This is a genomic window from Chromobacterium sp. Beijing (assembly GCF_021496765.1).
Classification (GTDB): Bacteria; Pseudomonadota; Gammaproteobacteria; order Burkholderiales; family Chromobacteriaceae; genus Chromobacterium.
Genome location: NZ_CP053750.1, coordinates 641,005 through 654,020, shown reverse-complemented (window position 1 = coordinate 654,020; position 13,016 = coordinate 641,005). Strand labels below are relative to the sequence as shown.

Below are 13,016 nucleotides of genomic sequence, written 5' to 3'. Positions count from 1 at the left end.
ACGCCGCCCAGCGCGGCGCGCAGCAAAAGCCGATTCCGAGGAATCGGCTTTTTGCATTGTCCCCGCCCTTTTCCCGCTTGCCTTTTTTTGTTGCGGCGCAAATAACTAAAGCAAGTCCATCCCCTCCCGTCGCGGAGCTTCCGTATGCCGCGTGCCCACCTGATCTTCCTGCTGCTGTCCCTGTGCGCCTTGGGCGCCGCGGCCGAGCCGCGCCCGGCCAGCCTGCGGCTGTGCACCGAAGACATGGACTCGCCGCCGTGGCGCAGCCAGAACGGCCCCAGCCTGAGCTTGCAGATGCTGAAGTCCGCCGCCCAAAGAAGCAATATCAAGCTGGAAATCCGGGAGATGGCCTGGGTGCGCTGCCTGAACGAGGTGCAGAACAATCAGTTGGACGGCGTCTTCGAGATCAGCTTCAAGCCGGAGCGGCTGCGCATCGGCGTCTATCCGATGAAAGGCGACGCCGCCGACCCGGCGATGCGCATGCATCTGGACAGCTACAGCCTGTACCGGCTGAAAGGCTCGCCACTGGAATGGGACGGGCAAAGCCTCAGCCACCTGGAAGGCGCCGTCGGCGCGCAGACCGGCTTCTCCGTCATCGCCCAGCTTCAGGCGCTGGGCGCGCAGGTGGACGACAGTTCGCGCAATCCGGAGCAGAACCTGAACAAGCTCTTGGCCCGCCGCATCGGCGCCCTGGCCTTGCCCACGCTGACCGGCGACAGCCTGCTGGCGGGCAATCCGGCCTATCGGGACAGGATAGAAAAAGTGGGGCCGGACCTGGTCGCCAAGCCTTACTACCTGATTTTTTCCCACCGCTTCGCGGACGGCCACCCCAAGCTGACCCGCCAATTCTGGGAAGCCATCGCCCAGACGCGGGACACCCCCGAGTACCGCAAGGCCCTGCAAGACGCGCTGCGCCAGCTCAACCGCTGACGCCGCCGTGTTGCGCCCCCGCTATCCCAAATCGGCAAAACGCCGTCCGTCCGCTTGCCCCCAAACGCGAATCTTGCGAGCGTAAGCTCTGGTTCACCACTCGCCCGCCGGGGGAAACATGAGCGTTCGTCTGCCCGCCCACACCGTCGCGCCCGTCCGCGGCGGCGCCTTGATCGCCCTGATCGCCTTCGCCGCCGTCGCGCCGCTGGTGCTGATGACCGCGCCGGCGCTGGCCGGCCAATTGGCCAGCCAGTTCGGCCTGGGGCCGGAACGCATCGGCCGCCTGTTCGCGGTGGAGCTGGGCGCGATGAGCCTGGCGACGCTGCCGGCCTATTTCTGGCTGCCGCGCGTGGACTGGCGGCGCGCCGCCGCCTGCGCCGCCTGGCTGTTCATCGCCGCCAATCTCGCCTCCTGTTTCGCCGCCACTTACGCCGAGCTGCTGCCGCTGCGGCTGCTCAGCGCGCTGGCCGGCGGCTCGCTGATGATTTTATGCCTGTCCACCGCCGCGGCCAGCGCCAATCCCGAACGCGCCTACGGCCTGTGGGTGTGCGGCCAGCTGGCGCTGGGCGCCCTGGGCCTGCTGCTGTTTCCGGCCTGGTTCGCCCGTCACGGCGTCGCCGCCTGTTATCTGAGCCTGGCGGCGCTGATGGCCCTCTGCCTGCCGCTGGCCCGCTGTTTTCCGTCCGCGGCGGCCCGGCCCGCCGCGCCGTCCGGCGCGGGAGCGACGCCCTGGCGCCCGGCGCTGATCGGGGCGGCCGCCACCTTGTGCTTCTACGTCAGCCTGAGCGGCACCTGGACTTTCATCGGCAGCATCGCCACCCAGGCGGGGCTGAGCCCGGAGCAAAGCGGAGACTGGCTGGCCCTCGCCACGCTGATGGGCATCGCCGGTTCGGTCTGCGCCGCGGCAATCGGCGGTCGCGGCGCGCGCCGCCGTCTGCTGATCGCCGGCTACGGGCTGATGCTGCTGGCGCTGGCCCTGCTGCTGGGCGCGCCGCGCGCCGGCCGCTTCGCCGCGGCGGCGCTCGTCTTTAAATACGCGTGGACCTTCATCCTGCCCTTCATTCTGGCCACGCTGGCCGCGCTGGATCACAGCGGACGGCTGATGAACACCGTCAATCTGGCGATAGGCGGCGGCCTGGCGCTGGGACCGGCGCTGGCCGGCGAATTGATGGCCGCCCGCGGCCAAAACCCTCAAACCCTGCTGCTCGTCGCCATGGGACTCGCCGCCTTGTCGCTGGCCCTGTTGCTGACGCTGCGGCCCGCAAGCGTCAGGAGTCCGCAATGACCGCCCGCACCGCGTTTTTCTTCGACGAACTCTGCCTGTGGCACAGCGCCGGCCCCCACGCTCAGATCCTGCCGGTGGGCGGCTGGGTGCAACCGCCTTCCGGCGGCGGCCACGCCGAATCCCCGGACAGCAAGCGCAGGCTGAAAAGCCTGATGGACGTGTCCGGCCTCGGCGCCCGGCTGCAAACGCGCGGCGCGCCGCCCCTGGACGAGGACGCGCTGCTGCGCGTGCACACGCCCGCCTATCTGCAGCGCTTCAAGGCGCTCAGCGACGCCGGCGGCGGCGAGCTGGGACCGCAGGCGCCGATAGGCCCCGGCAGCTATGAAATCGCCAAACTGTCCGCCGGCCTGGCCTGGGCCGCGGTGAACGCCGTGCTCGCCGGCGAGGCGGACAAGGCCTACGCGCTGTCGCGCCCGCCCGGCCATCATTGCTCGGCGGACGGCGCGATGGGCTTCTGTTTTCTGGCCAACGCCGCCCTCGCCGCGGAGCTGGCCATCGCCCGCCACGGCCTGAGCCGCGTCGCCATCGTCGATTGGGACGTGCACCACGGCAACGGCACCCAGTCCATTTTTTACCGGCGCGGCGATGTGCTGACCCTCTCCCTGCATCAGGACGGCTGTTATCCGCCCGGCTACGGCGGGGCCGAGGACCGCGGCGAGGGCGAGGGCCTGGACGCCAATCTGAACATCCCCTTGCTGCCCGGCGGCGGCCACCAGGCCTATCTGGACGCGATGCGGCTGCTGGTGCTGCCGGCGCTGCGGCGTTTCCGGCCCGAGTTGATCATCGTCGCCTGCGGCTACGACGCCAACGCCGTCGATCCCCTGGCCAGAATGCAGGCGCACAGCGACACCTTCCGCGAGATGACGCGGCAGCTGGCCGACTACGCCGACGCCGAGGCGGGCGGGCGGCTGGTCCTGCTGCACGAGGGCGGCTATTCCGAGGCCTACGTGCCCTTTTGCGGCCTGGCCGCGCTGGAGGCGCTGTCCGGCGTCCGCACCGAGGTGCGGGACCCGCTGCTGGAACTGATCATCGCGCAGCAGCCCGGCGCGCCGCTGCGCGAGCTGCAAACACGCCTGCTGGAAGCGCAGGCCGAGCGGCTCGGGTTTTGAGCGCCCGCCCCAAAACGAGCCGAGTCCGCCATTTAGCCATCGATAAGGAGCCGCACCATGTCCAATCCCACTCCCAAATTCATCCAGGTCGGCGCGCTGGCCGACGGCTTCGCGCCCGACAGCCTGACCCTGCCCCGCTGCGCCGAGCTGGACGGCCGCAGCCTGCGGCTGTGCTTCGACGACGACAGCGCCGCGGACTGCCGGCTGGAGTCCGGCGGCGACGCCCGCGTCGTCCTTGAGCGTCCGGGGCGAGCCTCGGCGCTGGCGGAGATAGACGGCTTCCACGCCAGCTCCTTGCGCGCCGGCGTCTATTTCATCGATTTCCGTCACCAGGGCCCGGCCGCGCAGTCCCTCAGCCTGATCCTGGACCTGGCGCAGCGCCGCTTCACCCTGGTTCTGGGCCGGCTGCCCGACGCCGACGCCGCGCGGATCTGCGCCTTCGACCGGGTGGAACGCCAGATGGAGCTGACCGGCGTGGAAGTCGAATTCCTCCACGGCGCCGTCAACCAGCCCGCCGCCGCGGTCCCGCGGCACCCGCCCAGCCGCGAACTGATCGGCATGCGCAACCGCTACCGCTACAGCCCCACCGAGTGCTACGAGCACATTTACCTGAACGACGGCCTCTACGCCTGGCATTGTCTGGAAGGCGTGGAGCGCGGCCTGGCCGACGTCGACCGCTGCCACTACTACCAAGTGGCGGAGCGGCTGTATTTATTCGTCTGGCGCGAAAAAATCATCCCCACCCTGGGCGTGATCTTGATCGACCTGGAGCAAATGCGCACCGACGGCAAGATCTTCGGCTATCAGGACGAGGATTTCGGCGCCACCCGCAACTTCCGGGTGGGCGCGCAGGCCAGCGTCGTCAACCACACTCGCGGTTAAAGGTCCGCGCCGGCCTCATTCCCTTTCCAGCCGCGCGTAAGCCAGCGTCGGCACATCCACCGCCGTCGCGCCGCCGTCGGCCGTCAGGCAAGCGCCGCTGACCATCGCGGCCTCGTCGGACAATAGAAAGCGGCAGATCGCGGCAATCTCCTCCGGCGTAGCCGGCCGCCGCAAAGGCACGTCGGCGGTCACCCGCCGGTAGGCGGCCTCCAGATCTTCGCCATGGGCCGCCATCAGCGGCCGCATCTCCTCGTCCGCCATCGGCGTGCGCACCCAGCCCGGACACAGGGCGTTGACCCGCACCGCTGGCCCGTAGTCGCGCGCCAGCGACCGGGCCAGGCCCAGCAAGGCGTGCTTGGCCGTCACATAGCCGCAGGCCGCAGGCCCGGCCGCCAGACCGGCGATGGAGGCCAGCAACACCATGCTGCCGCCCTGCCGGATCAGGTCCGGCAGGCAGGCGCGGGCGCTGACGAAGGCGGTGTCCAGATTGGCGCGCATCGCGGCGCGCCAGGCCGCGTCATCGGTGTCCAGCGCCGCGCCCATGCCCAGGCCGCCGGCGCAGGCGGCCAAGCCGTCCACCCTGCCCCAGCGCGCGCGGATGCGCGCCAGGAAATCCTCCCAGGCCGCGGCGTCGGCGGCGTCGCCGGCCAAGGCCAGACCGCCGGTTTCCTCCGCCAGCGCCAACAAGGGGCCGGCCCGCCGTCCCACCAGGGCCAACCGCGCGCCTTCGGCGGCGAAGCGCCGCGCGCAAGCCGCGCCGATGCCGGAGCCCGCGCCGGTGATCACTATGGTTTTATCGCGCAAAGACATCTCAGCCTCCTTGTCGTTCGCCGTCTAAACCCGACGGCATTATGTTAATATATTCATTTAAAGTAAACAGGCCGCCCCCCCTTACCCTCCCGCGACTTTAAACCAAGGAGCCGCCATGGACCCTACGCAGCGTCCCTACCAATACCAACTGCCGCAACGCCTGCTGCGCGCGCGCGAAGCGGTGATGTCCTACTTCCGTCCGGTGCTGAGCCGTCACGGCCTGTCGGAACAGCAATGGCGCGTCCTGCGCCTGCTGGCGGAACGCGGAAACATGGAAGCCGGCGAGATCGCCCTGCGCGCCGGCATCCACCCGCCCAGCCTCAGCGGCATCCTGGCGCGCATGGAAAGGGACGATCTGGTTTACCGCCACCGCGCCCAAGCCGACAACCGTCGCTTGATCGTCACGCCGACGCAGCGCGCCAAGACGCTGACCCAGCGCATCATCCCGCTGTCCAACGACTGTTACCGCCAGATCGAAGCCCATTTTTCCCAGGCCAAGCTGCAAGCCTTGCTCGCCTTGCTGGATGAGTTGGAAAGCCTGCCCGCGCCGTCTTAGAACCTGTTCAAGAGCGGACCGCCCGCCAGACCTAGCCCCGCCCCGCCTCCGCCGCCAGCAAGACGCGGCGGCAGGCGGCCAGGCTGGCCAGCACCGCCAGGCCCTGCACGCCGCGCAGGCCGATGTAGCGCCGCAAGGGCGGCAGCCGGCACGCCACCTCGCTGGCGCCGTAAGGCTCCAGACACAGCAACCAGCCGTCCTGGCCGCCGTGCAGCTCGCAACGCTTGAAGTCCAGCGGCGACAGCGCGGCGCGCACATCCGCGTCGGCGCGCAAGCGCTCCAGCAGCGGCGCCAGCGCCGCCGCGTCGCCGTCCAGCAAATCGACGACGATGCCGCGGCGACGCCAGAAGCCGCCGTGACGCAGGCGGATGCGCGCGCGGCCCGGCGCGCCCGGCACCGTCAGCCGGAACTCGCAAGCCACCATATAGGCCAGCCAGCCCGCCTCCACCCGCTCCCGCGCCGAAAAGCTCCACTCCCCGTGCGGAAAGCGAAAACGCCGCTCCGCCTCCTCCCCGGCCTGGCAATCCAGCTCCGGCCAGTCCAGGCTCAGCCGCGTCAGCATCGCGCCCGGACGATAGCCGCCCGGCCTGCGCCAGGCCTCAACCAGCCGCGGCCACACGTTCCAGCTCCCGCCGCAAGGCCTCGTCCTCGCCCTGGCACTGCGTGTCCAGAATCCGCTCCAGCGGCACCGGCCGGAACGGGTTGACCTTCTGCACCAGCAAGGTCCACAGCAGCGCGTACACCAGGGTCAGGCCCAGCATCCAGCCAAAGGGCAGGTAGATGTCGCGCGCCTGCATGCCGGGCGGGGTGATGAAACAGATCGCCAGCACGATGCCCAGCGCGGAGCCGATCTGCGGCAGCGGAAACCACGGCGAGCGGTAGGCGCGCGGGAAATCCGGCCGCGTCAGCCTCAGCCGCACCACGGACAGCGTCACCAGCAGATAGGCCACGCCCCAGGAACAGACCGCCGCCAACACCAGGGGCATGATGCGGTCCAGATCGCCCTGGATCAACCAGGCGTGGACACAGGGGATGAGCACCGCCGCCGCGATGCCGCACCACGGCGTGTTGAAACGCGGATGCAGATAGGCGAAGCAGCGCGGCAAGGCGCCGTCCTGGGCCATGCCGTACAGGATGCGCGGCAGCGCCGCCATCAGGGTGTTGATCGTCGCCGCGCCGGCCAGCAGCAGGCCGACGCCCAGCCAGATCTTGCCGAAGGGCCCCATCACCCGCTCGGCGAAGGCCGGCAGCGCCATCGGCGTGTCCAGCAGCCGCGGGCCGTCCGCATGGGCCGGGTCCAGCGGCGTATTGGCCACCTGCCGCACCATGGCCGCGCCGTACAGCAGCATGGTGACGGCCACGCCGCTGAGCCCCATCTTCAAAGCCCGCGGAATGGCGCGGCCGGAGTCGCGCAGCTCCGGCGCCAGCGGCGTCACCAGCTCCGCGCCGACGAACATGAACATCGCCATGCCCACCAGGCTGAGCAGCAGGCCCGGATCGTCCAGACGCAGCGGCGCGCCGAACCAGCCGCCCAGATCCACCGCCGGCGCGCGCAGCAGGCCGGCCACGCCGAAGACGGTCAGCGTCGCCCACATGCCGAAGGTCAGCGCCACCTCGGCCTTGCCGAACAGGGTCACGCCCAGCGCGTTGAGCGCGCCGAAAACGATGACCAGGCCCACGCCCACCATCCAGGCGCTGCCGCTCTTTTCCAGCATGGTGTTGAGATGGTCGAAATTCACCAGCGCCATGATGCCGGACAGTATGGTCTCGGCGGTGCCGGCGAACACATGCACCAATAGATAGGCCGACAAGGTGCCGGCGATGGCCAGGCCGCGGCCCAGGCCGGCGCTGATGTAGTCGTACACCGCGCCGGAAGTCGGCAGCATCGCCGCCGCTTCGGCGAAAGTGGTGGCCTGCGCCTGCATCATCAGATAGGCGATCAGCATCGCCAGCGCGAAAGTGCCGCCGGCCATGCCGAAGCCGCTGGTGGCGGTCAGTATCACCGGGCTGGCCATCACTACGCCCACCGAACTGGCCAACGCCACCGGAAAGCCCACCACGCCGCGGCTCAGGCTGCGGCTCAAACGTTCGCTAACAGACATGGTTCTCCTCCCTCTTCCATCCGCCGCCGCGCCGGCCGCCGCTCTCTGTCTTCCTGGCGGCGTGCCGGCGCGGCCGGCTGCTCCCCGTTCGGGCCGGGCCGTTCAGGCCTCGGCCAGCCCGGCTTCCAAGGCCGACGCGATCACATCGGCGTGCTCGCGCTGCAACACCAGCGGCGGCGACAGAATGATCTTGCTGCCCACCGGCCGCACCAGCGCGCCGGCCCGGCGCGCGATCTCCGCCACCTTGTCGGCGTAGCCGCTTTGCGGGTCTATCGGCTCCCGGCTGGCCTTGTCCTTGACCAGGTCCAGGGCCAGCATCAGGCCCTTGCCGCGCACCTCGCCCACCGCCGGATAACGCTCGGCCAGCGGCAGCAGCCGCCGCAGCAGGTAATCGCCCGTTTCCGCCGCGCGGGCCGGCAGGTCTTCCTCCTGCACGATGCGCAGATTGGCGAGGGCGGCGGCGCAGGCCACCGGGTGGCCGGCGTAGGTGTAGCCATGCATGATGACGCCGCCGAAATCGCCGTTGGCGGCGAAGGCGTCCGCCACGCGCTGATTGACCACGGTGGCGCCCAGCGGCAGATAGCCGGAGGAGATGCCCTTGGCCAGGCACATCATGTCCGGCTTCACCCCCCACAGCCGGCTGCCGAACATGGCGCCGGAGCGGCCGAAGCCGGTGACCACCTCGTCGGCGATCAGCAGCACGCCGTGGCGGTCGCACACCTCGCGTACCCGCGGCCAATAACTGGCCGGCGGCACGATGACGCCGCCGGCGCCCTGTATCGGCTCGGCGATGAAGGCCGCCACCGTGTCCGGGCTCTGGAACAGGATCTCGCGCTCCAGTATCCGCGCGCAGATTTCGGCCAGCTCCTCAGGGTCGTCGGTAAAGGGGTTGCGGTAGGGCCACGGGGTCTCCACATGGAAGCAGCCGGGCAGCAGCGGTTCGTAATTACGGCGGAACACCGTGTTGCCGTTGACCGAGCCGCCGCCGAAGTGGGTGCCGTGATAGCCCTGCTTCAAGGAGATGAACTTGACCCGGTCCGGCTGGCCCTTGAGCCGCCAGTATTGGCGCGCCAGCTTGAGCGCGGTTTCCACCGCGTCCGAGCCGCCGGAGCTGAACACCACCCGCGCCATGTCTTCCGGCCGCAGCATGTCGATCAGCAGCGCGGACAACTCCTCCGCCCGCGGATGGGAGATGCCGTCGAAAAGCTGGAAATACTCCAGTTCGTCCAGCTGCCGGGCGATGGCCTGCTTGATTTCGGCGCGGTTGTGGCCGACGTTGACGTTCCACAGCCCGGCCACGCCGTCCACCAGCTTGACGCCCTGGTCGTCGAACACATGGCAGCCGTCGCCGCGCACGATGCGGATGGGCGGCCGCTCTTTCATTGCGTTGGGATGCAGCATGGGGTGCCAGAAACGGGCCTTGTCGTAGGACATGTCTTTCTCCTGAATCTAAAGTGGAAGCGCGTCCGCGCTCAATGGGCGATGCAGACCGACTTGATCTCGGTGAAGCTCTCCACCGCGCCCTTGCCGAACTCGCGGCCGAGGCCGGATTCCTTGTAGCCGCCGAAGGGCATGCCCGGGTCCAGCGGTATATGGCTGTTGACCCAGACCGTGCCGGCCTGCAAGCGCGGCACGATGTCCAGCGCCGCCGACAAATCATTGGTCCACACGCTGGCGGCCAGGCCGTAGCGCGTGTCGTTGGCCAGCGCCACCGCCTCGTCCACCTCGTCGAAGGGCATCAGCGCCAGCACCGGGCCGAAGACTTCCTCGCGCGCCACCGGATTGTCCGGCGCCAGATCCGCCATCACCGTGGGCTGCACGAAATAGCCGGGCAAGTCGGCGGCGCCGCCGCCCGTCAGCACGCGGGCGCCGGCGGCGCGGCCGCGCTCGATCAGCCGGCACACCGCCTGCTGACGCCGCTGCGACACCAGCGGGTTGACCTGGGCGTCCAGATCCATGCCCGGCCCCAGCCGCATGCCGGCCACGGCGGCGGACAGCGCCTCGGCGAACAGATTGAACTTGCTGCGGTGCACGTACAGCCGCGAGGCGGCAGCGCAGACCTGGCCCTGATTGAGAAAGCCGCCCAGCAAAGCGCCCCGCACCGCCTGGTCGATGTCGGCGTCGCCCAGCACCAGCATCGGGTTCTTGCCGCCCAGCTCCAGCGCCAGCCGGGTCATATTGTCCAGCGCGGCGTGGCCGACGGCCTTGCCCACCTCGGTGGAGCCGGTGAAGCTGACCTTGCCGATCAGCGGATGCCCGGCCAGCGCGCGGCCCGCCGCCTCGCCGCGCCCGGTCACCACATTGAACACGCCCGGCGGCACCCCGGCCTCCAGCGCCAGCTCCGCCAGGCGCAAGGCGCTCAGCGGCGTCTCGCTGGCCGGCTTCAACACCGCCGTGCAGCCGGCCGCCAGGGCCGGCACCGTTTTCCACAAGGCGATCATCAAAGGAAAGTTCCACGGCGCGATGCCGGCGGCCACGCCCACCGGCTCGCGCCGGGTGAAGGCGGTGAAACGCGCGCCCGGCGGCGCCGGAATCGACACGTCCAGGGTTTCGCCGGTGATCTTGGTGGCCCAGCCCGCCATATAGCGCACGTATTCGATGGAGCCGCCCACTTCGATGGCCCGCGCCAGATGGATGGACTTGCCCTGGTTCAGCGTTTCCAGCTGCGCCAGCTCCTCGGCGTGCGCTTCCAGCACATCCGCCAGCCTCAGCAACACGCGTTCGCGCTCGGCCGGCCGCAGGCCGGACCAGACGCCGGATTCGAAAGCCCGCCGCGCGCTGCCCACCGCCGCGTCCACATCGGCGGCCTCGCCGTCCGCCACGCTGGCGATCACCGCGCCGCTGGCCGGATTGCGCACGTCCTTGCGCCGGCCGGACAAAGCCGCCCGCGGTTTGCCGTCTATCCACAGCCCGTGCTCCCGTTCCAGAAAGGCCCGCACTGAATCCAGCACCGGCACCAGGTTTTGATCCATCCTCGTCTCCTTTTCGATCAAGCTTGCCGCCGCCTAGGCGCGGCCGGCGATGGCCCAATATACCCAGCGCCGCCGCCGCGGCTGATCCCAAATCGGCAAAGCGCGACCCGGCCCTTCTCGTTGCGGCGCAGCATGTCGCCAGATGGAAACATTCAGTAAAAACAATGCTTAAGCGACGCAAAGAGCGCTGGACATTTCGATTTAAATAACATATTAATCATTTTGAGATCCAGAGAATGGACCGAGAACAGGCGGACTCCATCCCCACCCACCGGAGAAAGCAGATGATTGCCGCAGCCCGTTGCTTTGACGACGCCCACCTGCACGCCGAGGCCCTGCCCGGCTGGGAGCAGCTGTACAGCCAGATCAGCGGCGGCCGCTTCCGCAGCACCTTGAGCCGGGTGCGCACCGCGCGCCTGGATATTTTCCGCGAAAGCTTCAATCAGCGCGTGGTGCAGCAAGGCCGCGCGCCCGGCGGCATGATCCATTTCGCGCTGCCCATCCGCGCGCCGTCGCCGCTGAGCCTGCAGGGCGTCGCCGTGCCCGACGACGCCCTGATGGCGCTGCGCGGCGGCGAGGACTTCGTCCTCCACCTGCCGCCGGGCTCGGACTCCGTCCAGGTGTCGGTGCCTTACGAGGATCTGGCCGAACTGACGCCCGCGCTGTGCCGCCCGCTGCGCGAGGCCCGCGGCAAAACGCCGGTGTTTCCGGTCCGGCCGGCCGCGCTGGCGGCGCTGCGCGCGCTGCTGAACGGCGTGTTCGAACAGGCTTTATTGGACCCGGCGCTGCTGTCCTACGCCGGCAACCAGAAAGTGATCCAGCACCAGTTGCTCAGCCTGCTGCAAGACGCCTTGGCGGACAGCGCGCTGGGCGAGCGCCGCGGCAACCTGACCTTCGCCACCCATTGCGACATCGTCAGGCGCAGCCAGGCGCTGGCGCTGGCCAAGCCGGACGAGCCGGTGACGGTGCTGGAGCTGTGCAGCCGGCTGCGCGTCAGCCGCCGCACGCTGCAAAACAGCTTTCAACTGGTGGCGGACACCACGCCGGTCGATTATCTGCGCTCCATCCGTCTGAACGCGGTGCGCCGGATGCTGCTGAACCCGGCGCGGCCCGGCCACGGCGTGCGCGACGCCGCCGGCGCCTGGGGCTTTTACCACCTGGGCCATTTCGCCGCCGATTACCGCAAGCTGTTCGGCGAGGCCCCGTCACACACCCGCGGCCGGGCTCTGGCCCATCTGGGCGCGCCTCCCGGCGCGCGCGGACTGGAGCCGGTCAACGATCCAGCCAACTAGACGCGGGCTCAGGCCTGACGGCGCGCGCGGTAGTCGCTGGGCGAGCGCCCGGCCATGCGCTGGAAGAAACGGGAAAAATAGGCCGGGTCCTTGAAGCCCAAATCGTAGGCGATGGCGTGCACCGAGGCGGCGGAGTAGATCAGCAGGCGCTTGGCCTCCTGCAACAGCCTATCGTGCGCCAGCCGCTTGGACGGCAGGTCCGCCAGCCGGCGGCACACATCGTTGAGCCGCGCCTCGCTGACCCCCAGCTCGGCCGCGTAGCGGTCCAGGCTCCAGTGTTCGCGGTAATGCGCTTCTATCAAGCCGTTGAAGCGATGGTAGAGCCGCCACTCGTCGCGCCGCGGCCCGCGGCGCGGTCCCGGCAGGCCGGACAGCCGCAGCACGTCCACCAGCACCAGCTGGGCCAGGGCTTGCCGCGCCAGCTCCGCGCCCGGCGCCGGCGCCTCGCTCTCCCGCTGCAACTGCGCCAGCCGCTCGGGCAGGCGCCGCGCCATATCGGCCCATTCCGCCGGCACCTCGGCCAGCTCCACGCAGAATGGCGCGCTCAGCGCGTCCGGCCCCGCCTCCGCCAGCCAGCCGCGCGCCAGCTCCTGGCGCAAGGTCAGCACATGGCCGTCGGCCTCCGGCCCGGTGATGAAGGCGTGCGGCACCGTCGGCGGGGTCAGGAACAAGAGCGGGGCGCGCGCCTGGTAATGGTCTTCCTCCAGTTGCAGACGGATGTCGCCGCTGGCGAGATAGTGCAATTGCAAAAAGCGGTCGTGCCTATGCACCGGCATATTGCGGCCGAAGAAGGCCGCCAGCCGGCCAAAGGATTCGCAATGGATGTCGACGGACTCGTAGGGGCTGTCGTAAGCCTTGCCGATGTCGATATTGGGTATGCGCGCGCCCAGACCGCGCGGGATTCTGCTCATCGCCGCCCCTCCCTTGTGACATTTTCGCCATAGTCGGCCGCCCTCGCCCTCCGCTCTCGCCAAAAAGCCGCCGCTCAGGCTTTCGCGCCGGATCGGCGGCCCGGGCCGCCGCCGCGCAAACACGGCTTTTGACGATATTACCCGCAACGCAGCATGGATAAACATTG

At 69.4% G+C, this 13,016-nt stretch carries 12 protein-coding genes; 6 read left to right on the top strand and 6 right to left on the bottom strand.

The features are described from left to right. Nucleotides 1-144 precede the first annotated feature (144 nt). The 4 genes from HQN78_RS03205 (at nt 145) to HQN78_RS03190 (ending at nt 4,206) form a co-directional block, all read left to right on the top strand. Nucleotides 145-930 carry an ABC transporter substrate-binding protein gene (locus tag HQN78_RS03205; RefSeq protein WP_235087868.1) on the top strand — a complete coding sequence of 262 codons (786 nt, stop codon included), beginning with the start codon at nt 145-147 and terminating at the stop codon, nt 928-930. Nucleotides 931-1,048: 118 nt separating this feature from the next. After that, complete coding sequence (locus HQN78_RS03200) at nt 1,049-2,215, top strand: MFS transporter (RefSeq protein WP_235087865.1); 1,167 nt, start codon at nt 1,049-1,051, stop codon at nt 2,213-2,215. Beyond that, a complete protein-coding gene (locus HQN78_RS03195; protein ID WP_235087863.1) occupies nt 2,212-3,324 on the top strand; it encodes a class II histone deacetylase in 1,113 nt (370 codons plus the stop codon). Before HQN78_RS03200 ends, HQN78_RS03195 begins: the two co-directional genes overlap by 4 nt. A gap of 57 nt (nt 3,325-3,381) precedes the next feature. Then, complete coding sequence (locus HQN78_RS03190; protein ID WP_235087861.1) at nt 3,382-4,206, top strand: MoaF C-terminal domain-containing protein; 825 nt, start codon at nt 3,382-3,384, stop codon at nt 4,204-4,206. Nucleotides 4,207-4,221: 15 nt separating this feature from the next. Here the strand turns inward: HQN78_RS03190 and HQN78_RS03185 are convergent, their stop codons facing one another. Next, a complete protein-coding gene (locus HQN78_RS03185) occupies nt 4,222-5,016 on the bottom strand; it encodes an SDR family NAD(P)-dependent oxidoreductase (protein ID WP_107798710.1) in 795 nt (264 codons plus the stop codon). A gap of 115 nt (nt 5,017-5,131) precedes the next feature. Here HQN78_RS03185 and hpaR point away from each other — a divergent pair, with 115 nt between their 5' ends. Then, nucleotides 5,132-5,572: a homoprotocatechuate degradation operon regulator HpaR gene (gene hpaR, locus HQN78_RS03180; RefSeq protein ID WP_235087858.1), complete on the top strand. Its 441-nt coding sequence runs from the start codon at nt 5,132-5,134 to the stop codon at nt 5,570-5,572. A 31-nt stretch (nt 5,573-5,603) separates the two neighbouring features. Here the strand turns inward: hpaR and HQN78_RS03175 are convergent, their stop codons facing one another. The 4 genes from HQN78_RS03175 to HQN78_RS03160 form a co-directional block, all read right to left on the bottom strand. Beyond that, nucleotides 5,604-6,191, bottom strand: coding sequence for a DUF3156 family protein (locus HQN78_RS03175; RefSeq protein ID WP_235087856.1), 588 nt, complete (start codon nt 6,189-6,191; stop codon nt 5,604-5,606). Continuing rightward, nucleotides 6,172-7,674: an APC family permease gene (locus HQN78_RS03170; RefSeq protein ID WP_235087854.1), complete on the bottom strand. Its 1,503-nt coding sequence runs from the start codon at nt 7,672-7,674 to the stop codon at nt 6,172-6,174. The genes HQN78_RS03175 and HQN78_RS03170 overlap by 20 nt, the downstream gene beginning before the upstream one ends. A 102-nt stretch (nt 7,675-7,776) precedes the next feature. Next, complete coding sequence (locus tag HQN78_RS03165; RefSeq protein ID WP_235087852.1) at nt 7,777-9,108, bottom strand: aspartate aminotransferase family protein; 1,332 nt, start codon at nt 9,106-9,108, stop codon at nt 7,777-7,779. Between the two features lie 38 nt (nt 9,109-9,146). Then, complete coding sequence (locus HQN78_RS03160) at nt 9,147-10,646, bottom strand: aldehyde dehydrogenase family protein (protein ID WP_107798705.1); 1,500 nt, start codon at nt 10,644-10,646, stop codon at nt 9,147-9,149. Between the two features lie 284 nt (nt 10,647-10,930). Here HQN78_RS03160 and HQN78_RS03155 point away from each other — a divergent pair, with 284 nt between their 5' ends. Next, nucleotides 10,931-11,938 (top strand): helix-turn-helix domain-containing protein, encoded by a 1,008-nt coding sequence (locus HQN78_RS03155; protein WP_235087849.1) that lies wholly within the window; start codon nt 10,931-10,933, stop codon nt 11,936-11,938. Between the two features lie 8 nt (nt 11,939-11,946). Here the strand turns inward: HQN78_RS03155 and hpaA are convergent, their stop codons facing one another. Then, complete coding sequence (gene hpaA / locus HQN78_RS03150) at nt 11,947-12,849, bottom strand: 4-hydroxyphenylacetate catabolism regulatory protein HpaA (RefSeq protein WP_235087847.1); 903 nt, start codon at nt 12,847-12,849, stop codon at nt 11,947-11,949. Between the last annotated feature and the right edge of the window lie 167 nt (nt 12,850-13,016).

Bases quoted from the DNA above. Each gene is read 5' to 3' on its own strand.
- HQN78_RS03160 (WP_107798705.1), bottom strand. From the start codon at position 10,646: ATGGATCAAAACCTGGTGCCGGTGCTGGATTCAGTGCGGGCCTTTCTG.
- hpaR (WP_235087858.1), top strand. From the start codon at position 5,132: ATGGACCCTACGCAGCGTCCCTACCAATACCAACTGCCGCAACGCCTG.
- HQN78_RS03205 (WP_235087868.1), top strand. From the start codon at position 145: ATGCCGCGTGCCCACCTGATCTTCCTGCTGCTGTCCCTGTGCGCCTTG.
- hpaA (WP_235087847.1), bottom strand. From the start codon at position 12,849: ATGAGCAGAATCCCGCGCGGTCTGGGCGCGCGCATACCCAATATCGAC.
- HQN78_RS03185 (WP_107798710.1), bottom strand. From the start codon at position 5,016: ATGTCTTTGCGCGATAAAACCATAGTGATCACCGGCGCGGGCTCCGGC.
- HQN78_RS03165 (WP_235087852.1), bottom strand. From the start codon at position 9,108: ATGTCCTACGACAAGGCCCGTTTCTGGCACCCCATGCTGCATCCCAAC.
- HQN78_RS03190 (WP_235087861.1), top strand. From the start codon at position 3,382: ATGTCCAATCCCACTCCCAAATTCATCCAGGTCGGCGCGCTGGCCGAC.
- HQN78_RS03200 (WP_235087865.1), top strand. From the start codon at position 1,049: ATGAGCGTTCGTCTGCCCGCCCACACCGTCGCGCCCGTCCGCGGCGGC.
- HQN78_RS03195 (WP_235087863.1), top strand. From the start codon at position 2,212: ATGACCGCCCGCACCGCGTTTTTCTTCGACGAACTCTGCCTGTGGCAC.
- HQN78_RS03170 (WP_235087854.1), bottom strand. From the start codon at position 7,674: ATGTCTGTTAGCGAACGTTTGAGCCGCAGCCTGAGCCGCGGCGTGGTG.
- HQN78_RS03155 (WP_235087849.1), top strand. From the start codon at position 10,931: ATGATTGCCGCAGCCCGTTGCTTTGACGACGCCCACCTGCACGCCGAG.